Below are 25,774 nucleotides of genomic sequence, written 5' to 3' on the forward strand. Positions count from 1 at the left end.
TTTCATTGGAAACTAATAATCAACAGTCTATAAATCTTAATAAATATATAAGTTCATCAGGTGTTTGCTCTCGTAGAGAAGCTGAAAAATTTATAAAAGAAGGCAGAATTACTATCAACGGTAAACCAACTCAATTAGGGAATAGAGTGGGTAAAAAAGACGTGGTAAAGTTCGATGGAAGATTGGTAGAACCTAAAAATTTTACCATATACATTGCTCTAAATAAACCTGTTGGTATTGTTTCTACCACAGATGATAGAGAGCGAGATAATATTGTAAAGCATGTAAATTACCCAGAAAGATTGTTTCCTATTGGGCGTTTAGACAAACCGTCTGAAGGGTTAATTTTCTTAACAAATGATGGCGATATTGTAAATAAAATATTGCGGGCAGCTAACAACCACGAAAAAGAATATTTTGTTTCTGTAGACAAATCGATTACAGAAGATTTTTTATTAAGCATGAGTAATGGAATTCCTATTTTAGGAACCGTTACTAAAAAGTGTAAAGTTGAAAAAGTAAGCGATAAAATATTTAAAATTGTTTTAACACAAGGTTTAAATCGTCAAATTCGCAGAATGTGCGAATATTTAGATTACGAAGTGACCAAGTTAAAACGAACTCGAATTATGAATGTTGAGTTGGGATATTTACAAACTGGAGATTGGCGAGAACTCACTGAAGATGAAATGAAAGAAATTAATAAAATGATTTCTAGTTCTTCTAAAACTGTAGAAGCTTCTGAGGTAGAAGAAAAACCAAAGCAAGCCAAACCAAAGAGAAATAAAGCACCTACCAAAAACGATTTTAATAAAAAAAGTGCCTCTTTTAGAAAATCGTCACCCAAAAGTAAAAGAAGTAATGCTAGTTTTTCGGCGAAAAAGAAACGTTGGTAATATTCGAGCGTTCCTTTTCTGGTTGGGCTTGGAATTTATATTGAAGGAAATCGAAAGGCTGCAATCTTATTTATTTAAGCAAGTAAAAAAGGATTTCCATTTTAAATGTATTGCATTCACGATCTCAACAAAAATATAAAACCATGCGTAATCATTACCTCACTTGTTTGGTCACAAAACACAACTCCATAACTTTTCATTTTTTATAACACTTCATTTAATTTATCAATTCTTAAATAATAGTATATTTGCCTACGATGAAATTTGACTTAAAAATTACCGATCCAAAGAGTAAAGCCAGAGCTGGTGTAATTACTACAGATCACGGAACTATTGAAACGCCTATATTTATGCCAGTTGGTACAGTTGGTACAGTAAAAGGCGTACATCAAACAGAATTAAAAAACGAAATAAAACCAGATATTATTTTAGCAAATACCTATCACTTATTCTTACGTCCAGGAATGGAAATTTTAGAAAAAGCTGGAGGATTGCACAAATTTATGAACTGGGATAGTAATATCTTAACAGATTCTGGTGGTTACCAAGTATATTCTTTATCAGGAAGAAGAAAAATTAACGAAGAAGGTGTAAAATTTAAAAGTCATATAGATGGTTCTATGCACTTTTTCACACCAGAAAACGTAATGGAAACGCAGCGAACTATTGGGGCAGATATTATAATGGCTTTCGATGAATGTACACCGTATCCTTGTGATTATAATTATGCAAAAAGATCTATGCATATGACCCATAGATGGTTAGATAGGTGTATAAATCATTTAGATAAACTACCTTATAAATATGGTTTTGAGCAAACTTTTATGCCAATTGTTCAAGGAAGTACCTTTAAAGATTTACGTAGACAATCTGCAGAATATATTGCAAATTCAGGTCAGCAAGCAAATGCAATTGGTGGTCTTTCTGTAGGTGAACCAGCAGAAGAAATGTATGCAATGACAGAAGTTGTTACAGAGATTTTACCAGAAGACAAGCCACGTTATTTAATGGGAGTTGGTACGCCAATTAACATTTTAGAGAATATTGCGTTGGGTATTGATATGTTCGACTGTGTAATGCCAACAAGAAACGCAAGAAACGGAATGTTGTTTACCGCACACGGGTCTATCAATATTAAAAATAAAAAGTGGGAAGATGACTTCTCTCCAATAGACGATATGGGAATTACTTGGGTAGATACCATGTATTCAAAAGCATATTTACGTCATTTATTTGCTGCCAAAGAAATGTTAGGAAAGCAAATTGCCTCTATTCATAATCTAGGTTTTTATGTTTGGTTAACTAGAGAAGCTAGAAAACATATTCTTGCAGGAGATTTTAGAGAATGGAAAGATAAAATGGTAAAACAAATGGACAAACGCTTGTAGTTGTTCGTTTCTGGTTGGTCGTTATTCGTTAGCGGCAGAAATTAGAAACCAATAACAAAAAACCAACAACAATAATTTGAAAATAATAGATTGGTACATATTAAAAAGATTCTTGGTAACATTTTTGTTCACCTTATTAATCTTAATTCCAATAGCAATTGCTATTGATGTTTCTGAAAAAATAGATAATTTTTTAGAGCATACAAACTTGGGGCTAGATGAAATTTTAAATGATTATTATTTAAATTTTATTATTTATTATACCAATACATTTATGCCTTTGGCATTGTTTATTGCCGTAATTCTATTTACGTCTAAACTATCTAATAACACAGAAATTATAGCAATTACAAATGCGAAGGTTTCATTTACACGTTTTTTATATCCTTATTTTGTTGGTGCAACAATAGTTACCATACTGTCTTTGGTTATGAACCATTATGTGGTGCCAAATAGTACTAAGATTAGAAAAGGATTTGAGAAGGAATATATTAGCAATTCAAAGCAAAAAAATGAATTAAAATATGTTTCAGATTTTAGTTTACAATTGACAGATAGTACCTATATTTTTATCAGAAATTTTAATACAGCTAATAATGTGGGTTATGATTTTAATTCAGAAACCTATGATGGCTTAGAGTTAAAATCGAAACTTTCTGCAGACAATATAAGATTCAATGTAAAAGACTCTGTTTTTACTTTAACGGGTTGGAGAAAGCGTTTGGTTTACAAAGATAGAGATAGTATTTTTTCTGGGAATAAAATAGACACGGTATTTAATTTTACACCAAGAGATTTAATATACAAATCTGCTTTTGCGCAAGAAATGCCTTCAGATGAATTAGTTAAATTTATTAATATCTCTAAAAAAAGAGGGGTAAAAAATTTGAATGCTTATTTGGTAGAGCTATACAAAAGAACAAGTTTACCAATAGCATCATACATTCTTACAATAATAGCTGTTGCCTTAGCTTTTAGAAAAAGAAGAGGAGGTACAGGAGTAAATTTAGCGGTGGGTGTTGGTATTATGTTTTTGTATGTTTTCTTTATGAAAATTGGCGAAGTACTCGGTTCCGTTGCAGGTGTTAACTCATTATCTTACGTTTGGATTCCTAATATTATGTTTGGCCTTGTCGCTATTTATCTTTACTTCCATGCAAGAAAGTAAATTAAAAAACTACCTATTACTTCACTTGATTGTTTTTATTTGGGGTTTTACCGCAATCTTAGGTGCTTTAATTACCATCGATGCAATTCCGTTAGTTTGGTACAGAATGTTATTGGCAGTATTATTTATTGCTATTTATTTTCTATGGAAGAAAAAATCATTTAGAGTCGATAAAAAAGGACTATTAAAATTTTTATTTACAGGAATTGTAATTGCTGTACATTGGGTTTTCTTTTTTAAAGCGATAAAAGTTTCTAACGTATCTGTTGCTTTAGTAACCATGAGTACGGGGGCTTTTTTTGCATCATTAATAGAACCTATTTTTTTTAAAAGAAAAATAAATGCGTTAGAAATATTTTTAGGATTACTTGTAATTGGCGGTTTGTACATTATTTTTAATTTTGAAAGTCAATATAAATTAGGAATTATTTATGCATTAATCGCTTCTTTTTTAGGAGCTTTGTTTGCCGTTTTAAATGGTTTGTTTATCAAAAAATACACAGCAAGTTCCATTTCATTTTATCAATTATTTTTTGGTGTAGCATTTATAACAGTTTACTTATTGTTAACCAATGGTTTTACAGTAAGTTTTTTTCAGGTAACATCAAAAGATTGGTTGTATCTAATAGTCTTAAGTAGTATTTGTACAGCCTACGCGTTTATTGCTTCTGTAGAAGTAATGAAATACTTATCTCCGTACACAGTAATGCTAACCATTAATTTAGAACCCATTTATGCAATTATCTTAGCGTTGCTTATTTTTGGTGATGAAGAAAAAATGAGTAATACCTTTTATTTAGGTGCTTTTATTGTGCTATTTGTTGTTTTATTAAACGGAATTATAAAAAACAGAAGTACTTTAAAAGATACGTTTCAACAAAAGTTGAAGAGAAAAAAGTAAGTTAAATTTACCAAAAAAGTAATTTTTATAGTATGTTTGTCCCTACAAACAACAAAAATCAAATCACTACAATATGGAGTATTTAGAATTTGAAATGCCAATAAAAGAGCTTCAAGATCAGCTGCAAAAATGCCAAATTATTGGTGAAGAAAGTGAAGTAGATGTTACTGCTACTTGTAAGAAAATAGCAAAAAAATTAGAAACTGCTAGAAAAGATATATATAAAAATTTAACGCCTTGGCAACGTGTCCAATTATCTAGACACCCAAGTAGACCTTATACTTTAGATTATATTAAAGCCATTTGTGGAGATACCTTTATGGAGCTTCATGGAGACAGAAATGTTGGTGATGATAAAGCAATGATTGGTGGTTTAGGTAAAATTGGCGATCAATCTTATATGTTTATTGGTCAGCAAAAAGGATACAATACTAAAACACGTCAGTATAGAAATTTTGGGATGGCAAATCCTGAAGGATATAGAAAAGCGTTGCGTTTAATGAAAATGGCAGAGAAATTCGGAATTCCTGTGGTTACTTTATTAGACACTCCTGGTGCATACCCTGGTTTAGAAGCAGAAGAACGCGGACAAGGGGAGGCTATTGCCAGAAATATTTTTGAAATGACCATTCTAAAAACACCAATTATAACGGTTGTTATTGGTGAAGGAGCTTCTGGTGGAGCTTTAGGAATTGGAGTAGGAGATAGAGTGTATATGATGGAAAATACTTGGTATACGGTTATTTCTCCGGAATCTTGTTCTTCTATTTTATGGAGAAGTTGGGAGTTTAAAGAACAAGCTGCCGCTGCTTTAAAACTAACAGGAACAGACATGAAGAAAATGAAACTGATTGACGGTATCATTAAAGAGCCTGTTGGAGGAGCGCATTCTGATAGACAAGGTGCTTTTGAAGCGGTTCAAAATCAAATAGTTCTTGCTTTTAACGAGTTGAAAGACCTATCTGAAGAAGATTTAGTAGCAAAGAGAATGGACAAATACGCTAATATGGGCGTTTATAAAGAGTAATTTTTGTTTCAGAAGAGAGATAAGACGTAAGATTATTACTAAAAAAAGACGAAATTCTAAATGGAATTTCGTCTTTTTTATTTTAGATGAATACTAGAAAAATTTTAACTAAAAAAAAGCGAAATTCATTCATTTGAATTTCGCTTTTTTATATCTAAACATCTAAACATCTAAACATCTAAACATCTAAACATCTAAATTCCTAAAGAAGTAAATAAATCTTTTAATCTTTGTTCAGAAGGTCTTGGAGCATTTGCATCTACAATATTCCCTTGAGGATCAATTAAAATAAATCTAGGAATTGCATTTATTTGATATTCTTGTTGAAAAGAAAAATCTTGTCCAGCCCACAATTGCGTTCCTGTTAATTGTTTTGCTTTTACAAAATCTCTCCATTTTTTTTCTGCAGCTTCCCAAGAACCACCACTTCTTCTAGACTCATCTGTAGAAAGGCTAATAAATGCTATGTTTTTTCCATGGTATTCTTTTTCTAAAGACTTTAAAAAAGGAATTTGTTGAATACAAGGTCCGCACCAAGTAGCCCAAACATCTATGTATACGTATTTACCTTTAAAAGAATCTAAAGATTTTTTGCCACCTTTAAAATCAGTGTAGTTTTCAAATTTAGGAGACGGAGTTCCTTTAGCCATTGTTTTGCTTTTACTGTAAGCTTGGTTAAAGTAGTTCATCATTTGTGTATTTTGTTGATTAGCCATTGCAACCAAAGAACTATCGATAGCATCATAAGATTTTAAAATGCTATCATATTTATTTCTAATAAGCTCTAATTTATTCTTAAAAGCGGTTTCTTCAAGCTCTAAAATTAAAGCAGGATTTCCAATTTTTTGGCTTTCCTTAATTTGTGCAAGCATAAAATTACTGTTATTTGCACCTTTACCAGAAAAGACAAAGCTTTCCATAAATTTATCCGAATCACCATTTAATTTAATATCAAAACCATTTTTTAAATAGATTGGAGATCTTTTAGATTGACTTGTGCTAAAAACATATACATCTGCTTTTTCAACTTTTAAAGTATCTTTAAAAGTGCCATCAGTATTTATAGCAATTGTTTTAAGAAGGCCTTTTTGTCCGGATATTGTAATAACAGAATCTTTGTTGTTATCTAATTTACCTGATACCGAAAGATATTTTTTAGAATGTTCTTTCGTACAAGAAACCATTGCCATAACAGCAAGAAATACCATGCTTATTTTTTTCATTTTGTAATATTATAATTTCGAACAAATATAAAATTAAATTAGATTAGAAAGTGTTAATCTCTTGTTAGTTTTAAGATTGATTTAGTTTTGAATACAGCTATTTAAAACTTCCTGACTCTAGAGTTATTTGTGTTTCATGGATTTTATTGATTGCAACCAGGATTGGGCAGGAAAGGGTTTAAGGATTAATGCAACCCTTTTAATTTTGTTTTAAACATTTTTGCGGCAGAAGTATAACCGCCTTCAGTTCCGTCTACAAAGTGTGCGTGTTTTGTTTTTCTATCTAAAACGTAGCAAGACATTATAGATGCATGTGTTACATGAATGCCATAAATAATTTTATTTTCCTTTTCTAGTTGATTTAAGTAGGCTACAAAAAGATTTATTTTGCTTTGTTCTGCTGTGAAAATTGTATTGATCATGCCGTCTAGCATAAAAGTGTGCGATAGCTGCCCTATTTGATGTAAGTATTGTTTTCCGTTTTCAGACATATTAAAATACCATTTCCCTACAAGTGTAGCAATCCAATTTTTAAGCAAGTAAAGGAAGCTTTTATTGGCAATACTAATTTTCATTTCTTTCCAAATTTTAGAAATACTAAAATTTAATTTTAGATTGTTAGACTTTATAGGTTGCCTCTTGTTAAATGTGCCAAAAATGGCATCCATTTTAGTAAGAATAGCTCTATAAACATCTTTCTGATCTGTTTCTTTTACAGCATCTAATAACAAACAAATAACTTTCTTTTTGTTCTGTGTAGGGTTGATTTCTTTCCACCTACATTCCATTCCTTCTAAGTTTAAAAGATGCTCTTTAAAACCATCGGAATCTATTTCTATAAAAGTACTTTTAATAATTTCTTCTGCTTTCTTTAAGCCATTTCCTAGCACAATAGGAATTGCCAATTGCTCTGTAAGTTGATGTTTTACTATTTTTAAATTCGCTTTTTGATCAACTAAATCCTGAATCGAAACATGACCAACTCTAAGTGTTAGGTTTACATTTCTTTTAATGTGAAGACTGTAGTTTTCTAAAACGAGTGTAACTTTCTTAAGAAGTAATGTTGGAATAATAAATGTAGCCCCATCACCACCAAAAAAATAAGGAATTTCAATATTCTTTTTTTCTTTTCTAATGGTGTTTAAAACCGATATAATTGCACCGGTTGCTGTTAGGTTTACTTGTTGGTGTTTGCCTTCATTAATCGCCTTTGTAGAATTTTTAATATCTACAACAACTACATGCCAAGTATTCGGAATCTCAGAGAAACCAGATTCATCTGCTAATAAATGGACCAGCGTTTTATTAGATTTCTTTAATTGCGTGTAATATTTTATATTCTCCATTGTTACAACTACAAATTACTTCTTTTAATCTGTAGTTAGCTAAGTTAGTTTTTTTAAACAAAAAAAATCCCAAACTTTCGTTTGGGATTTTAATACTTTAAGACTTTGTTTCTGTTTCAGTTCTTATTTCAGGTTTCTTTTCACCTTTTTCAATTTTAATGGTGAGCTTATTCTCTTTCTCATCCAATTCCATAGAAATCGTATCACCTTCAGAAAGTTTAGAATTTACAATTTCTTCTGCCAAGGCATCTTCAATGTATTTCTGTATGGCTCTTTTAAGTGGCCTTGCTCCGTATTTCTTATCGAAACCTTTGTCTGCGATGTAATCTTTTGCTTTTTCGCTTAATTTCAACGTGTAGCCTAAATCAGAAATTCTATTTAATAATTTATCTAATTCGATATCTATAATTTTATGAATATCATCTCTTTCTAAAGCGTTAAAGATAATTACGTCATCTATTCTGTTTAAGAATTCTGGTGCAAAAGACTTCTTTAAGGCACCTTCAATTACAGATTTAGCATGTTCGTCTGCTTGTGCTGTCTTAGTAGCAGTACCAAAACCAACGCCACCACCAAAATCTTTTAATTGACGCGCACCAATGTTAGAAGTCATAATAATTATGGTATTTCTAAAATCGATTTTTCTACCTAAACTGTCGGTAATATGCCCGTCATCTAAAATTTGTAACAACATATTAAACACATCTGGATGCGCTTTTTCTATTTCATCTAACAAAATTACAGAATACGGTTTCCTTCTCACTTTCTCTGTTAATTGGCCACCTTCTTCGTAACCAACATATCCTGGAGGTGCTCCAATTAAACGAGAAATTGCGAACTTCTCCATGTATTCACTCATGTCAATTCTAATTAAAGAATCATCAGAATCGAATAATTCACGCGCTAAAACTTTTGCCAACTGTGTTTTACCAACACCAGTCTGACCTAAGAAAATAAACGAACCAATTGGTTTGTTCGGGTCTTTTAAACCAACTCTATTACGCTGTATTGCTTTTACAACTTTGGTAACCGCGATATCTTGTCCCACAACTTTCCCTTTAATTAACTGAGGCAGCTCGTGTAATTTATGTGTTTCTGCTTCAGCAACTCTATTTACAGGAATTCCTGTCATCATAGAAACTACTTCTGCAACATTATCTTCTGTAACTACTTCGCGGTTTAATTTAGAATCATCTTCCCATTGTTTTTGAGCAGAATTTAGCGCAGCTTCAATGTTTTTTTCATCATCACGTAATTTGGCAGCTTCCTCATATTTTTGTCCGTTTACAGCTTTTGTTTTTTCCTCACGAATGCGTTCTAATTGCGCTTCTAGTTCTAAAACTTGCCCTGGTACCACGATGTTTGTAATATGAATTCTAGAACCCGCTTCATCTAAAGCGTCAATTGCTTTGTCTGGCAGGTATCTATCTGTCATATATCTATTTGTTAATTTTACACAAGCTTCTATGGCGTCATCTGTATAATTTACATGGTGATGCTCTTCATACTTGCTTTTTATGTTTTGTAAAATTTGAATGGTTTCTTCTACAGAAGTAGGGTCTACAATTACCTTTTGAAAACGACGTTCTAAAGCGCCATCTTTTTCGATATTTGTTCTAAACTCATCCAACGTAGTTGCACCAATACATTGTATTTCTCCTCTTGCCAAAGCAGGTTTTAACATGTTAGAGGCATCTAAAGAACCTGTTGCGCCACCCGCACCAACAATGGTGTGAATTTCATCAATAAAAAGAATAATATCTTCATTCTTTTCTAGTTCATTCATTAATGCTTTCATGCGTTCTTCAAACTGACCACGGTATTTTGTACCCGCAACTAAGCTTGCTAAATCTAAAGAAACCAAACGTTTGTCAAATAAGATTCTAGACACTTTGCGTTCTACAATTCTTAAGGCTAAACCTTCTGCGATGGCAGATTTACCAACACCAGGTTCTCCAATTAACATCGGGTTGTTCTTTTTTCTTCTACTTAAAATTTGTGAAACACGCTCAATTTCTTTCTGTCTACCAACAACCGGGTCTAACTTCCCTTGTTCTGCCATAGCAGTTAAATCTCTACCAAAATTATCTAAAACAGGTGTTTTCGATTTTTTTACGTTTTTTCCTTTAGGAGCTTGCTCAAAAGGATTCGATTTTTCTGATGCAAATTCGTCATCATCAGAAGGTGTTTCTGCAATTGGGTTATTTGGTAAATCAATTGCATCATCTGCATGTAATTGCTTGTACAAAGCTTTCGCCTCGTCGTAATTTACATGGTACTTCTGAATTAATTTTGTTGTAGGATCATTTTCGTTCCTTAAAATGCATAATAATAAATGAGCTGTGTCTATTGACTCACTTTGGTATAGTTTAGCTTCTAGAAACGTAGTTTTAAGCGCCTTTTCTGCTTGCCTTGTTAAATGCAAGCTTTTCTTTTCTGAAGTTTCTGTAAACATTGGGTCTACAGGGTTTAATTGTTCTAGCTTTTTACGCAAAAGAATTGTGTCTACATCAAATGCAGTTAAGATTTCCATTGCTTTTCCTTCTCCTTCTCTAATTAAACCTAATAATAAATGTTCTGTCCCAATAAATTCATGCCCTAATCTTAGTGCTTCTTCTTTACTGAAAGCGATTACATCTCTTACTTTTGGTGAAAAATTATCGTCCATATTTTATTATCTATTGATGTAAATTTAGTCCTTTTTTATTTGAATAATTACAAAAAAGGTGCCAAGGCTGAAAAACTGACAGTTTGACTTCGGATCTAAGTTAGAAAACTGTTGAAAATCAGCCAAATAAAAAGGAGATAAAAATTATCAATAAATGTTGATAACTCTCTTTAAATTCAGTAGATGTAAACCTTTGTAGATAGCCCTAGAAAGAGTATCTTGCCTTGTTTTAAAAAAATGACTAAATATTAATAGAGAATATATATGGCAGACGGAGAAAAGTTAATTCCGATTAACATTGAAGAGCAGATGAAATCTGCGTACATCGATTACTCGATGTCAGTTATTGTTTCAAGAGCATTACCAGATGTGAGAGATGGTTTAAAACCCGTTCATAGAAGAGTTTTATTTGGTATGCATGAGTTGGGGATTAAAGCAACGGGGTCTTACAAGAAATCCGCAAGAATTGTTGGGGAAGTTTTAGGTAAGTTTCACCCACACGGTGATACATCCGTATACGATTCTATGGTGCGTATGGCACAACATTGGAGTGTGCGTTACATGATGGTAGATGGGCAAGGGAATTTTGGTTCTGTAGATGGAGATTCTCCGGCAGCAATGCGTTATACAGAGGTAAGAATGCAGAAAATATCAGAAGACATGTTGGCTGATATTGAAAAAGATACCGTAGATCATCGTTTAAATTTTGATGATACTTTGCAAGAACCAACCGTTTTACCAACACGTATACCTAACTTGTTAGTTAACGGAGCCTCTGGTATTGCTGTTGGTATGGCTACAAATATGGCGCCACACAACTTAACAGAAGTTATTAACGGTACACTTGCATATATAGATAATAGAGATATTGAGATAGATGAGTTAATGCAACACATTACGGCGCCAGATTTTCCTACAGGAGGAATTATTTATGGTTATGATGGTGTAAGAGATGCTTTTCATACCGGCCGTGGACGTATTGTAATGCGTGCTAAAGCTGTTATAGAGGAAGTAAAGGGACGTGAGTGTATTATTGTTACCGAGATTCCTTACCAAGTGAACAAAGCAGAAATGATTAAAAAAACTGCAGAACTTGTTAATGATAAGAAAATATCTGGTATTTCTAATATTAGAGATGAGTCTGATAGAAACGGAATGCGTATTGTGTACATTTTAAAACGTGATGCAATACCTAATATCGTCTTAAATAAATTATTTAAATACACACAATTACAAACTTCTTTTAGTGTAAACAATATTGCCTTGGTAAAAGGAAGACCAGAGCAATTAAATTTAAAAGAGCTTATTCATTATTTTGTCGAGCACAGACATGAAGTTGTTGTTCGTAGAACAGAGTTCGATCTTAAGAAAGCAGAAGCAAGAGCACATATTTTAGAAGGATTAATTATTGCATCAGACAATATTGATGAAGTAATTAAAATTATTAGAGCTTCGAATAATGCAGATGAAGCTAGAGAAAGCTTAATTGAACGCTTTGCGCTGACAGAAATTCAGGCGAAAGCAATTGTAGAAATGCGTTTGCGTCAATTAACAGGTTTAGAGCAAGATAAATTGCGTGCAGAATTTGATGCAATTATGTTAACAATAATCGATTTAAAAGATATTTTAGCAAACGAACCGAGACGCTATGAAATTATTAAAGATGAGTTAGCTCATATTAGAGATAAATATGGTGATGACCGCAGATCTATTATAGAGTATGCTGGTGGTGACATGAGAATTGAAGACATGATACCAGATACAGAGGTTGTTGTTACCATTTCTAATGCGGGTTATTTAAAACGTACAAATTTAGAAGAATATAAAGTTCAGAATAGAGGCGGAAGAGGTCAAAAAGGAGCTACTACAAGAAATGAAGATTTCTTAGAACACCTATTTGTAGGAACAAATCACCAATATATGATGTTCTTTACTCAAAAAGGGAAAGTATTCTGGATGCGTGTATATGAAATTCCTGAAGGAGGTAAAAACACGAAAGGTAGAGCAATGCAAAACTTAATCAACATAGAGCAAGATGATAAAGTAAAAGCATTCTTAGTAACAGAAGATTTAAAAAACGAAGACTACATCAATAGCCATTATGTGATTATGGCAACGAAGAAAGGTCAAGTTAAAAAGACTTCTTTAGAGCAATATTCTAGACCAAGAACAAATGGTATTAATGCAATTACTATTAAAGAAGGTGATGAATTATTAGAAGCAAAGCTAACAACTGGTGATAGCCAAGTAATGTTAGCATTAAAATCTGGTAAATCTATTCGTTTCGAGGAAGCTAAAACACGCCCAATGGGAAGAACTGCATCTGGTGTTAGAGGAATTACTTTACAACATGACAAAGATGAGGTAATTGGTATGGTTGCCGTAAACGATATGGAAAGCAATATTCTTGTTGTTTCTGAAAAAGGATATGGTAAGCGATCTAAATTAGAAGATTATAGAATTACCAATAGAGGAGGTAAAGGTGTAAAAACTTTAAATATTTCTGAAAAAACAGGTGATTTAGTAGCAATTAAAAATGTAAATGATTCAAATGATTTGATGATTATTAACAAATCTGGATTGACTATTAGAATGGCGGTTGAAGACTTAAGAGTTATGGGACGTGCTACACAAGGGGTTCGTTTAATTAATATTAAAGGTTCAGACAGTATTGCAGCTGTTGCTAAAGTAGCTCATGAAGAAGAAGTTGAAGAAGAGGATATTGAAGGCGAAATAGAAAATGGCACGGAAATTGAAAATGGTTCAGATGAAAATCAAGAATAACAATAAACTAATAACTAATAAAATGAAAAAACAAATATTAGCAATCTCGCTAGGTTTAATGTCTGTAGTGGCTTTTGGTCAAAAAAAGGAATTAAGATCTGTAGAGAAGGCAATTAAAAAAGGAGATTTAAAAGAAGCTAAAGTTATCATAGAATCTCTAGAAAGTATGGAGGCTACTATGGATTCTAAATACAGAGCAAAGTACTACTTTTTAAGAGGTGCTGCTTATGGTAAAACAGATGTTCAAAAAGCTGCGGATGCATATACTAAGTTATTTGAATATGAAAAAGAAATTGGAAAGCAGAAATACACAGAAGAAGCTCAGCCTAAATTAAATGACTTAATTCAGTTTGTATCTAACAAAGCGATTGCGCAATACAACGAGAAGAATTATAGTGTTGCAAAAGACAATTTTTACTTAACATATAAATTAAGTCCTAAAGACACTAGTTTTTTATACAACGCAGCAATAAGTGCATCTTTGTCAGAAGATTATGATGTTTCTTTAGATTATTATAAAGAATTAAAAGCAATTGGTTATACAGGTATTTCTACACAATATTTAGGAACTAATAAAGAAACTGGCGAAGTAGAGAATTTAGGTTCTAAAACCAACAGAGATTTATTGGTAAAAACTGGTCAATATACTAACCCTACTGAAAAAGCGCTAGAATCTAAACAAGCCGAAATTGTAAAAAATATTGGTTATATTTTAGTAAATCAAGGAAAAACGGAAGAAGCTGTAATTGCTTTGCAAGAAGCTAGAAAAGCAAATCCTAAAGATGTAAACTTAATTTTGAACGAAGCTCAATTGTACATTAAGCTTGATCAAATGGATAAGTTTGGGGAGTTAATGAAAGAGGCTGTTAAATTAGATCCAACAAACCCCACCTTGTTTTTTAATTTAGGTGTTGTAAATGCAAACGAGGGTAAAACTGAAGATGCGGTTAAATACTATAAGAAAGCTATCGAGTTAGATCCTGAATACGGAGATGCATACATGAATTTAGCAGTTACAATGCTTTCAGAAGAAAAAGAGCTTGTTGAGCAAATGAACAAAAACTTATCTAATTTTAAGAAATATGATGCGTTACAAGACAAGCAAAAAGCATTGTATAAAAAAGCGTTACCTTATTTGGTAAAAGCAGATAATATTAAAAGGTCTGCAGATACAGTTAGATCTTTATTAAATATTTATGATACTTTAGAAATGGAAAAAGAAGCAGATGCTTTAAGACCTATTTATAAAGAATTAAGAGGACAGTAATTCTCTTTAATTGATATTATAAAAAAAATCCGAAACCTTAAAGTTTCGGATTTTTTTTATATCACTTTTTTAATAACTCTTAATTTGTGCGTATGTTTTTGAAGATCTTTATTGAAGATACCACTATGATCTAAAGTGTCTACTCTTACTTTTCCGTGTGCGTGAATGATGTTGTAATCATTCAAAATAATGCCCACATGAATTATTTCGCCTTCTTCATTATCGAAAAAAGCCAAATCTCCTGGTTCACTCTCTTCAATAAAACTTAAAACTTCTCCTTGTGCTGCTTGCTCTTTTACATTCCTAAATAAGGTATAGCCACAAAGTTTATATACTATTTGGGTAAAACCAGAAGAGTCGATTCCAAAGGGTGATTTTCCTCCCCATAAAAAAGGAGCATTCAAATACGTGAAAGCTGTTTTTAAAATATCATTTTTAGAGGATACTCCATGGTAAACAGTATTGTCATAAGAATAATTACAACTTCCTAGTTTTAAATTTCCTTCCTTTAAAAAAGGCAATTGAGAACCAATAGCAATTGTTGTTAACTCGTTATTTTCACTGGTTACAAAATCTAAAATTTCACTAGAATACGCAGGCGTTTCATTACAAATTTGAGTGTATGAATCTTCTGTAATTTCAAGATATTGTTTATTGTCTATAAAACCTTCAAAATTATCGAAAGCTAAACGGATTTTACTCCAGTTTTTTTGCTTTTCAATGATTTCAAAATGCTCACCAAAAAGTACCTGACTAATCATTTCAGACGTGTCAGATTCTTCTAACCTTAAGGGAACGATGCTTAAATTACAAATGCCAAAAAGCATAAATAGATAAAGTTTTATAAATTTTAAATTCTTTCTATTACCATTGCACTAGCGCCACCACCACCATTGCAGATTGCTGCAGCACCAATTTTTGCATTATTTTGCTTTAAAATAGATGTTAAAGCAATAACTATTCTTGCTCCAGAAACCCCTAAAGGATGCCCTAAAGAAACAGCACCACCATTTACATTTACGTTTTTATCTGTAAGTCCTAAAATTTTCATGTTGGCTAAACCTACGATAGAAAAAGCTTCATTTAATTCAAAATAATCTACATCATCAATAGAAATATTTGCTTTTGCCAATGCTTTAGGTAATGCTTTTGCCGGTGCAGTTGTAAACCATTTAGGTTCATGTGCAGCATCTGCATAACTTTTAATTTTAGCAAGCGGAGTAATGTTTAATTCTTTGGCTTTTTCAGCAGACATTAAAACCAATGCAGCACCACCATCATTAATTGTAGAAGCATTTGCAGCTGTAACTGTTCCGTCTTTTGTAAAGGCGGCTCTTAAGGTTGCAATTCTATCCATCTTTACGTTCTTATATTCTTCATCTTCAGAAAAAATAATAGGATCTCCACGTCTCTGAGGAATTTCTACAGGTACAATTTCATCCGCATATTTTCCTTCGCTCCAAGCTTTTGCAGAACGGTTGTAAGATTGTACAGCAAATGCATCTTGATCTTCTCTTGAGAAGTTATATTCGGTCGCACAATCATCTGCGCAAACTCCCATAGGAACTTTATCATACGCATCAACTAAACCGTCCTTTTGCATTCCATCTTCCATGGTAATTGGTCCAAATTTAGCACCATTTCTTGCATGTTGATAATGTGGAATTGAACTCATGTTTTCCATTCCTCCAGCAACCACAATATCAGCATCACCCAGAGCTATTGTTTGAGCAGCCAGCATGATAGATTTCATACCAGAAGCACACACTTTATTTACAGTTGTACAAGGTACAGAATTAGGAATGCCAGCATACATAGCAGCTTGTCTTGCAGGAGCTTGCCCTAAACCAGCAGAAACTACATTTCCCATATACACTTCTTGCACCATTTCTGGTGATAAATTAATTTTGTCTAAAGCTCCCTTTATTGCTACAGCACCTAGTTTTGTTGCAGGTATAGAAGATAAACTTCCCATAAAACTTCCGATAGGTGTTCTAGCAACAGATACAATTACTACTTCTTTCATATGATATTTTGAGATTATTTTAATGTAAGATTGTGTGCTAAATTAATCTTTTTTAATCAATTTTTGGAGGTTTGTTTCCCTTGAATTTCTAAGCTTAACTTTTTTGCAGTAAGTTTGTATTCACAAGAAAATAAATATGAGCAACTTCGTAAATAAACTCTATCAAAACAATACCATCATTTATAAAGTAATTTTATTTTTAATCACAACGGTTGCTATTGTTTATTTATTTCCGAAAGGAGGACAATTTAAATATGATTTTAATAATGGGCAATTATGGAAATATGAGAATTTATATGCACCTTTTGATTTTGCTGTTCAGAAATCTGAAGCCGAAATTAGAATAGAGAAAAAACAAATAGAAGCAGACATTAAACTTTATTTTACATACAATAATTATATTGTAAATGAAGTGAAAACTAATTTTGAAAAAAGAATTTCTCCAGCATTTTTAAGCGACTCCTTAACAATTAAGCAAAAATCCTCTTTTAAAGAAATGGGGCTTTATATAATTGATGAGGTTTATAAACTGGGGTTTTTAGAAGTGGTTAGTCAAGATAAAATTGCGAATAAAGACGAACTGATTACGATTAGAAAAGAAAATGTAGTAAAAGATATTCCTTTTAAAAATTTACACAACTCTAATGAAGTTTTAAAAATTATTACAGAAAATTTAGAAAATAACTTTACAAAAGAGCGAAGAAAACAACTTTTTAACATATTATCAGAGGTTATTAAACCGAATATAACTTATGATGCAGAATTTACTGAAAAAGTAATTGCCAATGAAACTAAAAATATATCCTATACAAAAGGAAAAGTCTCATCGGGAGAATTAATTATACAAAAAGGAGATATTGTTGAAGGAAAAAAATTAGCCATTTTAAGTTCTTTAAAAAGTGAGTCTGAATCTAAGGTTTGGACCGAGTCTAATTACAATTGGATTATTTTAGGATACACCATTTTGGTTTCTTTAGCATTATTAATGCTCTTATTATTCTTGAAGAAATACAGGGTAGAAATCTATGACAATAACAATAAAGTAACGTTTATCTTTTTCAACGTTTTTGCGATGATTTTTATACAAACGTTGGTGATAAAGTACAATTCAGATTATTTATATGTTGTTCCTTTAAGTGTACTTCCCATTGTCTTAAAAGCTTTCTTTGATGCGAGGTTAGGTTTATTTACACATGTTTTAACGGTATTACTTTTAGGGTATATTGTACCAGATAGTTTCGAGTTTATTTACTTGCATATTATTGCGGGTATGGTTACTATTTTAACAGTTTCAGAATTATATAAAAGAGCTACTTTATTTATTTCTGTAGCTCAAATTACAGGGATCTATATGCTTACCTATTTTGCGTTTTCAATTATTAAAGAAGGAAATGCATCACAAATAAATTTAGATTATTTTATTTTATTTGCAATGAATGGTTTGCTATCTTTCTTATCGATCATATTAATTTATATGTATGAGAAAGTTTTTGGTTTGGTCTCTGATGTTACTTTATTAGAGTTGTCAAATACAAATACAAAGCTTTTAAGAGAGTTAAATGAAAAAGCCCCAGGAACGTTTCAACATTCGATGCAAGTTGCAAATTTAGCGGAAGCAGCAGCCAATGAAATAGGAGCAAACTCTATGCTGGTAAGAACGGGAGCTTTGTACCATGATGTAGGTAAAATGGTAAATCCTATGTATTTTACAGAAAATCAAACAACCGGTGTAAATCCTCATGACGAATTATCTCCAAGAGATAGTGCTAAAATAATTACAGATCATGTTATTAAAGGTGTAGAAATTGCCAAGAAATATAAGTTACCAGATAGAATTATCGATTTTATTAGAACGCACCATGGTACAAGTACGGTTTATTATTTCTTAATGAAAGAAAAAGAAATGAACCCAGATACAGCTATAAATATCAAAAAATTCCAGTATCAAGGCCCAAATCCGTTTTCAAAAGAAACAGCGATTTTAATGATGTGTGATGCTGCAGAAGCAGCTTCTAAGAGTTTAAAGATCCCTACAGCGCAATCAATCAGTGATTTAATAGATAGAATCGTTGAAAAACAGATGTCAGATAATCAGTTTTTAAATTCAGACATTACTTTTAAAGAAATAGAAACTATAAAAAAAGTAATAAAGAAAAAATTGCTAAACATCTATCACTTAAGGGTTGAATACCCTGAGTAGAAAAAAAAGTAAAAAAAAGGCAGAAACATCTTGCTAAATTGTAAATCTAGTAGTACATTTGCACTCGCAATTTTAAACAACTGCGGTAAGTTCATTAAAGGGAGAGATGGCAGAGTGGTAATGCAGCAGATTGCTAATCTGTAGCCGGGTAACTGGCTCCAGGGTTCGAGTCCCTGTCTCTCCGCAATTAAAAAGTTACACTCGGGGTGTAGCGTAGCCCGGTCATCGCGCCTCGTTTGGGACGAGGAGGTCGCAGGTTCGAATCCTGCCACCCCGACTAGTTGTACGTAGCAACTTTAAAACTACGGGCTCTTAGCTCAGCTGGATAGAGCACCTCCCTTCTAAGGAGGCGGTCGAAGGTTCGAATCCTTCAGGGCTCACTTAAAGCTTCACAGAAATGTGAGGCTTTTTTGTTTTCTATAGGTTTTGTAAGGGTTTTCAGTACTTCCTATCATTTTCAATATTACTTCATAATTAATCAAATCACATCTTTTAGGTGTACAATCAGGTGTACCACTTTTTCTTCTGGTGTACCATTTTATAAAAACAAAAACTATGAATAATTACAAACTAGCTGTACTCTTTTTTCTACAAAGAAACAGGATAAATAAGAAAGGGAAATGTCCTATAAGGTGTAGAGTTACATTTTTAAAGAGTAGAAAAGAATTCTCCACAGGAATTTTTATAAATCCAGATTATTGGGATAGTGGTAAACAACTAGCAATACCACCTAGTAATAAAGAAAATATAATTTTAAACAACAAATTAAGCCTTATTCATCAACAGATAGATAAGGCTTTTTTAATGCTTCAAATTCTGCCTAATGACTTTGATGTAGATGATATTTACAGAAAATATAAAGGAGAAGACTCTAAAGAAGAAATAACCATTTTAGGAGCTTATGATTTGCATAACGAAAAGACTAAAAAACTAATAGGAATTGACTTTAATAAACTGTCTTGGACTAGATATGTTGAGAGTAGAAGAAAGGTAGCTTTGTTTATAACTAAATTCTATAAAAGAAAAGATGTTAGATTGAAAGATTTAGATTTAAAATTTATCCAAGACTTAGAGTATTTCTTTAAAACTGAATTGAAATTAAGGCAAGCCACTGTGTACAGAAGTATTCAGAGGGTAAAGAAAATTATTCAGTTTGCTATTTCAGATAACTATTTAAAAACAGATCCTTTTCACTTATATAGGAATAAGAAATATAAAACTGTAATTGTCTATTTAACTGATGAAGAATTGAAGAGCTTGGAAAAACATACTTTTAGTCAAGTGAGATTGCAACAGGTGAAAGATCTATTTATATTCTGTTGTTATACAGGATTGGCTTATCATGAAATGTCAACTTTGACAACTAAAAATGTAGAAATTGGTTTTGATGGAAAAGAGTGGATTCAGATGATTAGAAAGAAAACTAATAAGAAGATATCTGTTCCAATATTACCTAAAGCAAGAGAGATTTTGAATAAGTATAATGATGAGTTACCAAGTATAAGTAATCAGAAATTTAACTCTTATTTAAAGGAGATTTCAGAGCTTTTAAGCATAGATAAGAAACTAACACATCACATTGCTAGAAAGACTTTTGCAACTACTGTATTACTTTATAATAACGTGCCAATGGAAGTTGTTTCAGAACTTTTGGGGCATTCTAATATGAATATTACGCAGGCTCATTATGGCAAAGTTGTGCAGAGAAAAGTGAGTGAACAAATTAATATTCTAAAAAATAAGTTATGATTATAAGGTATCTAAAATGTATTCCCAAGAAAAATATTCTTTATTTTCAAGATCTACTACTTTCCTTTTTGTTTTAAACCAAGACCAATAGTATACTACTTTGTATGTTTTAGGATACTCATCATATCTTGGCAAGGGAATAGTTTCTTTTTCTATATGAACTGCACAAGGTATAAAAACTTTCTTTTCAAAGAAATTAAAATTATCCAAATCTTTGTGATAGCATTTTTTAGGTAAAGTTTCTTTAGTAATCTTAGCTATCTTATAAAGCAATGCATATTTTTTATCAGATTTAATGTTTTCAAACTCATCAACTAAAATTTCTTTAATTTCACTCAATAGTTTTAATTCTTTAAATTTTGTATCAAAAATTGAATACTTTTTAGTAGAATATCTATACTCATTGTTTTCAAATACAATTGGTGCATTAAACCCTAAAGCATCACTTTTTAGAATTTTTAAATCTTCTCTTATAGTCCTTTCTGAAACACTTGTATTTTTTCCTTTAAATTCAGACAGGGCTTCAGAGCATTTTTCTATTAAATACTCAATAGTGCATTTTTTGAATTGGTTTTTTAAGCATTTATCTATAGTCTTATATCTAAGTAGTGCGTTTAAATTTGCTGGCATATTTTTTTTCAATGCAGATAGGCTGCAATGAATATTTATATTATTGCACTAAAGTAAACATTAACAACTAATAAATAAAAAAATGAGCAGAATTTTAGACAATAAATTAAGGGTAAAACCTTATTGTGAGAAGTTAAATAGATCTTTTACTTCAATATCTAAAGCTTTAGCTAAAACAAATAAAGTTGAAATAGTAGTATTTATTTCTCCTCTTTCAATCCTACCAATTTGTGATATAGATATATCGCAGTCATTTGCTAAATCTTCTTGAGAAAGATTAGCATCAGTTCTAAGCATTTTTAGACTTTCACCAAATGCTTTTATGAATTTTTTGTTCTTGACTTTTATCACTAGGTAAAAGTCAGTAAACAATACACAATACATTAACGCATATATGCGTTATAATTATTATATTTAACAAAAAAAAATAAATTATGAAAAACAGATTTTTATCATCAGTATTACTATGTCTAATTTTATTAACTTCTTGTGGAGGTAATGATGAAAACATCACAGGAAACTTTTCCAATGATGAAAAACTAATAACGCAAGTTACAGTACAGAATCCTGAATTTCCAGATTATTACAACCCAGACACATTTATATATGAAAACGGAAAACTTATAAAAGCGTGGCTTGTTGGGGGTTCTGGTTCTTTATATGAATTTGAATATGGTGCAAATGGGAAAATAGCAACTGTATATAAAGGATCCTCTAATTATTCAGATATAAATACCTCTATTAAAGATACAGGTCAAATAACAAAACAAATCTATAACGGGGATGGAAATTTAATTTCTATTACTGATAGTGGAGGAAAAGTGCTTTGTAGCATGGATTATGATTCAAACGGAAGGTTCTATAAAGTAGATGTTAAAGATAATTTGATTGGAAAACTAGAAACTTATATTTATTCCGATTTTGATACAAATGGGAACCCTAGAAAAATGAGTGATCTTACCATTACTTATGATAATAAAGTAAATCCAATCTATGTTCTATTTAAAAAGTATGGTTTTTTTAATGTAATAATGAGTAACTCTCTAGAAGGAAGCCTAGGTGGACTTTATTTTTCTCCCAACAATATAAAAGAAATAATAGATACCGACGACAATAATAAAATATTATTTAGTGCAATTTATTCTTATGATGCAGACAGGTATCCTGTCTCTAATAGCTTTAGTGGTTATGGAAACGGCAGTTATAGTGATGTTGAAGTCTTTGAGTATTAAGATTTAACTGTATCTATGAAAATTAACCTAAATTTAAACAAATAAAGAAGGTATACCAAATAGCTAATTTGCCTTATAATAAAATATAGGAAGAGGTTAAAGTGAATTCATCTATTTGCTTTTTCGTAGATTTAGAAAAGTAAAATATTTTACAGGTCTTCTTTGATGAGATTGCAATTAGCTAAGGACAGCAAGCATCTAATATTTATCAATGCAAGTAGAGAGACATTATTTTTGAATCATAGAAATCACATTGATTCTATTTTAAGTATGTACTTATATTTTGTAATAAATAAACTAATTTTAATAAAAAAAACCAATAAATCAATTTAATTATTAAAAAAACAAATATGGAAATAGTAGGAAAATAAAAGTTTTAAACGAGACTCAAAATATAGGTAGTAGTGGCTTTAGGAAACGAGAAGTAGTTATTACAACAGGTGATCAATATCCACAGCATGTTTTAATAGAATTCATTCAGGATAAATGTGATTTACTAAATAATTATGCAGTGGGGCAGGATGTGAAAATAGGCATTAATGTTAGAGGGAAAGAATGGATAAATCAGAGGGTGTTGCAAAATATTTTAATTCGCTTCAAGGATGGAGAATTGAACTTTTAAATACTCAAGAAATAAAAGAAGATACGCTACCAGAAGTTCCTCCTATGAGTCTTGTAAAGGGTGAAGAGGAGGATGATTTACCATTTTAAAATAATAATTGCAACATTAATAAATTCAGAAGAATGAAGAATGAAATTATAGAAGCTATAAAAAACTTTGACATAGCTAGGCTTAATGTATTACTTGATGATGATACTTCATATATGGATGTTACAAAATTCCGATTTCTAAATAGGCTAGAAAAAAAGTTTAACACTGCTAGAAAAGAGGGGTGTTGTCATTTTGATGAGATTTTTTTTGGAATCTGTGGAGATTGTAATAAAGGTTGTGAGGGATTGACTTTTTTATCTACATCTGGTTACTACTTAGACCTACTTATTAAAAGTAAAGACGAGAAATTTGTAGATGATATTTACACATGTTCTAAAATTATAGGGTCTAATATTATTGAGAAAAAATATAGTTTAGAGCCACATTTTTATGAAGATGAAAAAGTGAGTTTTCAACCATACTCTGATTACAAATTTGTAGAAGAACAGTATAAATTAATGATAACAGATATTGATAGTTTTAAAGAAGATTTAAGCTTTGAAGATTTTATAGCCTGGTATGAAACATACGGCGATTTAAGAAATTTAAATTTTTTAGAAACAACTATTCTAAAATTATATACCAAAATATATGATGATGTAAATGCGATAAATAAAATTCTTGAGAAAGAAATAGAAACAGAGAATTTTGTAAGGTCTATAAAAGAGGCAGTAAGTGTTTAACAGAGAATTCACCAAGTATTATAAAAGTACATGCTAAAAAATAGATTTTATTTTTTCTTATTGTTAACATCAATAACCTATTCACAAGATAGGTGGGTTAATTTTGCTGATGAAAACGAAATAAATATTAAAATAACAAAAGACACAAATAAGTTTAAAGTTAACGATTTAGAATTTGTAGCTGTTTGGAATAGCAAAATGACACCTAATGAAAAATATGGGTATTTAGGAGGTATTAAAAACCTTAAAATATTCTATAAAGAGCAACAAATGGATGAGCATGTTAATTTACCTGACAATATAGGATTGGGTTATGTTATAATGAAATTCTATGATTATAATTTTGATGGATTCTTGGATTTTACAATTCAAGTGGATTGTGGAGGTAGTTGCTATTCTCATTATTATTTATATGATATAAAGCAGCAAAAATTTATATATCAAAAAGATTGGAATTTTAGAATTCAAAAAATAAATAAGAAAGAAAAACTAATATTAACACAACCAGATGGGATGCTGGATAATAGAGAGTTATTTAGAGTTGAAAAGATAAATTAATAAAATTAAAAAGAGAGTAACAATATGAAAATATCAACAATGTACCCCAATTTTAAACCAGCAGTAAAATTTTGGTTAGATGGTAAAAACTATTCTTTAGTTTCAGATGATTCTAAAAAAGTAAGTTTTATGATTCCTTTAGCTTCTCATAAAAAAGGATTTGATTATTATGAATTAGATAATGTAAATGGAGGGGTAGTTTTTTCTTTAGTAACAATGTTAGGATTTAAAACTATTAAAAAGTCAAGCTCTAAAATTATTAATGATGAATTACCTTATGATGATTGGCGTTATTTAATAGATGAGGTTATGAGCCCACATTTAAGAAGTGAAGAATATCAAGCACTAAAAAAAGGTTATGCTAAAACAAGCACTGGTTGTTTTGGTATGTTAGCTGTTTTATTTATTTCATTTTTATTAGTAATTAAAAATCTTTAAAATCATGTGGTTATTTTATATTATAGTATTATTAGTAGTGTTTTATTTATTAGATAAGTACACCCCAAAATATAAGCCAAAAGTAAAAGACTTAAATGTTAAGGAAAAAATCTCATTAAAAAAAGAGGTATATATTGATAATTCTAAAATCAATAATATTAACATTAACGATAAATTTAAGAAATCTGTGGAGTTTGTTAACGAATTTGTTTACAGTTATTTATATGTAAATTTTATTAATAAAGAAGATAATACTTATTCTATTGTTGAAGGTTACACAGAAGAATTTGAAAAATCTTTTTTTGTAAACGAATTAATTAAATTTTCCATTGTTAAAGGAATAAAAATTAATATTCCAGATGAATGCCTTATTTCTTTCGAAGAATTTAATACTCATAGTATCTATAATGTATGGACTGAAATCTATTGGGAAACTGAGCATAAAGTTTATCAATTCGAATTTGGTTTATCTCAAGATTTGGATTATTCAGATATGGCAGTTATTGATTCTGTAATTGTACTTTTAGATTCTGAAAATACTGTAATAGACATAACTATTAAAGAGAATTCAAAATTAGGAGGAATTCCAAAGCTAAAACATTTAACAGCAGATGGAGCTTTTAGTTTGAATACACCACTTTATTTTGAGAATGATTTTGATTTGAAAAATAGTCAAAATTTCCGTATAATTAATGAGCAATTTAATGACGCCTTATATTGTTATTATAAAGATTCCAAAATAATATAAAAATAATTTTTTTCAAAATTTTTAAAAACTTTTCCTATCGTGAAAGCGAGGTAATCTAATATCAACCCCCACTCACTTTTACCATTGCGGGATACCCCCGCACTATTAAATAATCTTTAAAATTTAAGAA

21 protein-coding genes, 3 tRNA genes and 1 pseudogene are annotated in these 25,774 nt (G+C 30.9%); 18 read left to right on the forward strand and 7 right to left on the reverse strand.

The window, feature by feature from the left end:
• The first annotated feature begins 5 nt into the window (after positions 1 to 5).
• From rluF to ES045_RS15095, 5 genes are all read left to right on the forward strand, one after another.
• A complete protein-coding gene (gene rluF, locus ES045_RS15075; protein ID WP_147117110.1) occupies positions 6 to 896 on the forward strand; it encodes a 23S rRNA pseudouridine(2604) synthase RluF in 891 nt (296 codons plus the stop codon).
• Positions 897 to 1,153: 257 nt separating this feature from the next.
• A complete protein-coding gene (gene tgt / locus ES045_RS15080; RefSeq protein WP_147117111.1) occupies positions 1,154 to 2,284 on the forward strand; it encodes a tRNA guanosine(34) transglycosylase Tgt in 1,131 nt (376 codons plus the stop codon).
• A 76-nt stretch (positions 2,285 to 2,360) separates the two neighbouring features.
• Positions 2,361 to 3,452 carry an LptF/LptG family permease gene (locus ES045_RS15085; RefSeq protein ID WP_189663120.1) on the forward strand — a complete coding sequence of 364 codons (1,092 nt, stop codon included), beginning with the start codon at positions 2,361 to 2,363 and terminating at the stop codon, positions 3,450 to 3,452.
• On the forward strand, positions 3,439 to 4,353 hold the full coding sequence (locus ES045_RS15090; protein ID WP_147117112.1) for a DMT family transporter: 915 nt from the start codon (positions 3,439 to 3,441) through the stop codon (positions 4,351 to 4,353). The genes ES045_RS15085 and ES045_RS15090 overlap by 14 nt, the downstream gene beginning before the upstream one ends.
• 73 nt (positions 4,354 to 4,426) lie before the next feature.
• On the forward strand, positions 4,427 to 5,380 hold the full coding sequence (locus ES045_RS15095) for an acetyl-CoA carboxylase carboxyltransferase subunit alpha (protein ID WP_147117113.1): 954 nt from the start codon (positions 4,427 to 4,429) through the stop codon (positions 5,378 to 5,380).
• A 194-nt stretch (positions 5,381 to 5,574) separates the two neighbouring features.
• Here ES045_RS15095 and ES045_RS15100 read toward each other — a convergent pair whose 3' ends face one another.
• The 3 genes from ES045_RS15100 to ES045_RS15110 form a co-directional block, all read right to left on the reverse strand.
• The gene (locus tag ES045_RS15100) at positions 5,575 to 6,603 is read right to left on the reverse strand and encodes a TlpA family protein disulfide reductase (protein WP_147117114.1); all 1,029 of its coding nucleotides are present in this window, start codon (positions 6,601 to 6,603) and stop codon (positions 5,575 to 5,577) included.
• A gap of 185 nt (positions 6,604 to 6,788) precedes the next feature.
• On the reverse strand, positions 6,789 to 7,949 hold the full coding sequence (locus tag ES045_RS15105; RefSeq protein WP_147117115.1) for a DUF3095 family protein: 1,161 nt from the start codon (positions 7,947 to 7,949) through the stop codon (positions 6,789 to 6,791).
• 97 nt (positions 7,950 to 8,046) lie between these two features.
• Positions 8,047 to 10,617 carry an ATP-dependent Clp protease ATP-binding subunit gene (locus ES045_RS15110; protein WP_147117116.1) on the reverse strand — a complete coding sequence of 857 codons (2,571 nt, stop codon included), beginning with the start codon at positions 10,615 to 10,617 and terminating at the stop codon, positions 8,047 to 8,049.
• A 264-nt stretch (positions 10,618 to 10,881) separates the two neighbouring features.
• Here ES045_RS15110 and gyrA point away from each other — a divergent pair, with 264 nt between their 5' ends.
• Together gyrA and ES045_RS15120 are read left to right on the forward strand one after the other, a co-directional pair.
• Complete coding sequence (gene gyrA, locus ES045_RS15115) at positions 10,882 to 13,401, forward strand: DNA gyrase subunit A (RefSeq protein ID WP_147117117.1); 2,520 nt, start codon at positions 10,882 to 10,884, stop codon at positions 13,399 to 13,401.
• A 22-nt stretch (positions 13,402 to 13,423) separates the two neighbouring features.
• Complete coding sequence (locus ES045_RS15120) at positions 13,424 to 14,668, forward strand: tetratricopeptide repeat protein (protein WP_147117118.1); 1,245 nt, start codon at positions 13,424 to 13,426, stop codon at positions 14,666 to 14,668.
• A gap of 56 nt (positions 14,669 to 14,724) precedes the next feature.
• On the opposite strand, the gene ES045_RS15125 is transcribed toward ES045_RS15120, so the two are convergent.
• Together ES045_RS15125 and ES045_RS15130 are read right to left on the reverse strand one after the other, a co-directional pair.
• The gene (locus tag ES045_RS15125; protein WP_147117119.1) at positions 14,725 to 15,495 is read right to left on the reverse strand and encodes a C40 family peptidase; all 771 of its coding nucleotides are present in this window, start codon (positions 15,493 to 15,495) and stop codon (positions 14,725 to 14,727) included.
• Positions 15,496 to 15,518: 23 nt separating this feature from the next.
• Positions 15,519 to 16,694: an acetyl-CoA C-acyltransferase gene (locus ES045_RS15130; RefSeq protein ID WP_147117120.1), complete on the reverse strand. Its 1,176-nt coding sequence runs from the start codon at positions 16,692 to 16,694 to the stop codon at positions 15,519 to 15,521.
• 136 nt (positions 16,695 to 16,830) lie between these two features.
• On the opposite strand from ES045_RS15130, the gene ES045_RS15135 reads away from it, so the two are divergent.
• From ES045_RS15135 to ES045_RS15155, 5 genes are all read left to right on the forward strand, one after another.
• Positions 16,831 to 18,894 (forward strand): HD family phosphohydrolase, encoded by a 2,064-nt coding sequence (locus ES045_RS15135; protein ID WP_147117121.1) that lies wholly within the window; start codon positions 16,831 to 16,833, stop codon positions 18,892 to 18,894.
• Between the two features lie 100 nt (positions 18,895 to 18,994).
• Positions 18,995 to 19,078, forward strand: a tRNA-Ser gene (locus ES045_RS15140).
• A gap of 18 nt (positions 19,079 to 19,096) precedes the next feature.
• A tRNA-Pro gene (locus ES045_RS15145) sits at positions 19,097 to 19,171 on the forward strand.
• Positions 19,172 to 19,200: 29 nt separating this feature from the next.
• Positions 19,201 to 19,274 (forward strand) — tRNA-Arg (locus ES045_RS15150).
• 175 nt (positions 19,275 to 19,449) lie between these two features.
• A complete protein-coding gene (locus tag ES045_RS15155) occupies positions 19,450 to 20,643 on the forward strand; it encodes a site-specific integrase (protein WP_147117122.1) in 1,194 nt (397 codons plus the stop codon).
• Here the strand turns inward: ES045_RS15155 and ES045_RS15160 are convergent, their stop codons facing one another.
• Both ES045_RS15160 and ES045_RS15165 read right to left on the reverse strand, forming a co-directional pair.
• A complete protein-coding gene (locus ES045_RS15160) occupies positions 20,644 to 21,285 on the reverse strand; it encodes a hypothetical protein (RefSeq protein ID WP_147117123.1) in 642 nt (213 codons plus the stop codon).
• Positions 21,286 to 21,393: 108 nt separating this feature from the next.
• Complete coding sequence (locus tag ES045_RS15165; RefSeq protein WP_147117124.1) at positions 21,394 to 21,657, reverse strand: helix-turn-helix domain-containing protein; 264 nt, start codon at positions 21,655 to 21,657, stop codon at positions 21,394 to 21,396.
• Between the two features lie 50 nt (positions 21,658 to 21,707).
• Here ES045_RS15165 and ES045_RS15170 point away from each other — a divergent pair, with 50 nt between their 5' ends.
• From ES045_RS15170 to ES045_RS15195, 6 genes and pseudogenes are all read left to right on the forward strand, one after another.
• Entirely contained in the window at positions 21,708 to 22,505 is a 798-nt protein-coding gene (locus ES045_RS15170) for an RHS repeat domain-containing protein (protein ID WP_147117125.1), read from the forward strand.
• 367 nt (positions 22,506 to 22,872) lie between these two features.
• Positions 22,873 to 23,216 (forward strand): annotated as a pseudogene (locus ES045_RS15175) (DUF3127 domain-containing protein).
• 33 nt (positions 23,217 to 23,249) lie between these two features.
• Positions 23,250 to 23,900 (forward strand): hypothetical protein, encoded by a 651-nt coding sequence (locus ES045_RS15180; protein ID WP_147117126.1) that lies wholly within the window; start codon positions 23,250 to 23,252, stop codon positions 23,898 to 23,900.
• Positions 23,901 to 23,930: 30 nt separating this feature from the next.
• Positions 23,931 to 24,458 (forward strand): XAC2610-related protein, encoded by a 528-nt coding sequence (locus tag ES045_RS15185; RefSeq protein WP_147117127.1) that lies wholly within the window; start codon positions 23,931 to 23,933, stop codon positions 24,456 to 24,458.
• Positions 24,459 to 24,482: 24 nt separating this feature from the next.
• The gene (locus ES045_RS15190) at positions 24,483 to 24,896 is read left to right on the forward strand and encodes a hypothetical protein (protein WP_147117128.1); all 414 of its coding nucleotides are present in this window, start codon (positions 24,483 to 24,485) and stop codon (positions 24,894 to 24,896) included.
• A 4-nt stretch (positions 24,897 to 24,900) separates the two neighbouring features.
• Positions 24,901 to 25,644 (forward strand): hypothetical protein, encoded by a 744-nt coding sequence (locus ES045_RS15195; RefSeq protein ID WP_147117129.1) that lies wholly within the window; start codon positions 24,901 to 24,903, stop codon positions 25,642 to 25,644.
• Positions 25,645 to 25,774 lie beyond the last annotated feature (130 nt).

The organism is Polaribacter sp. IC073 (genome assembly GCF_007997075.1).
GTDB lineage: Bacteria > Bacteroidota > Bacteroidia > Flavobacteriales > Flavobacteriaceae > Polaribacter.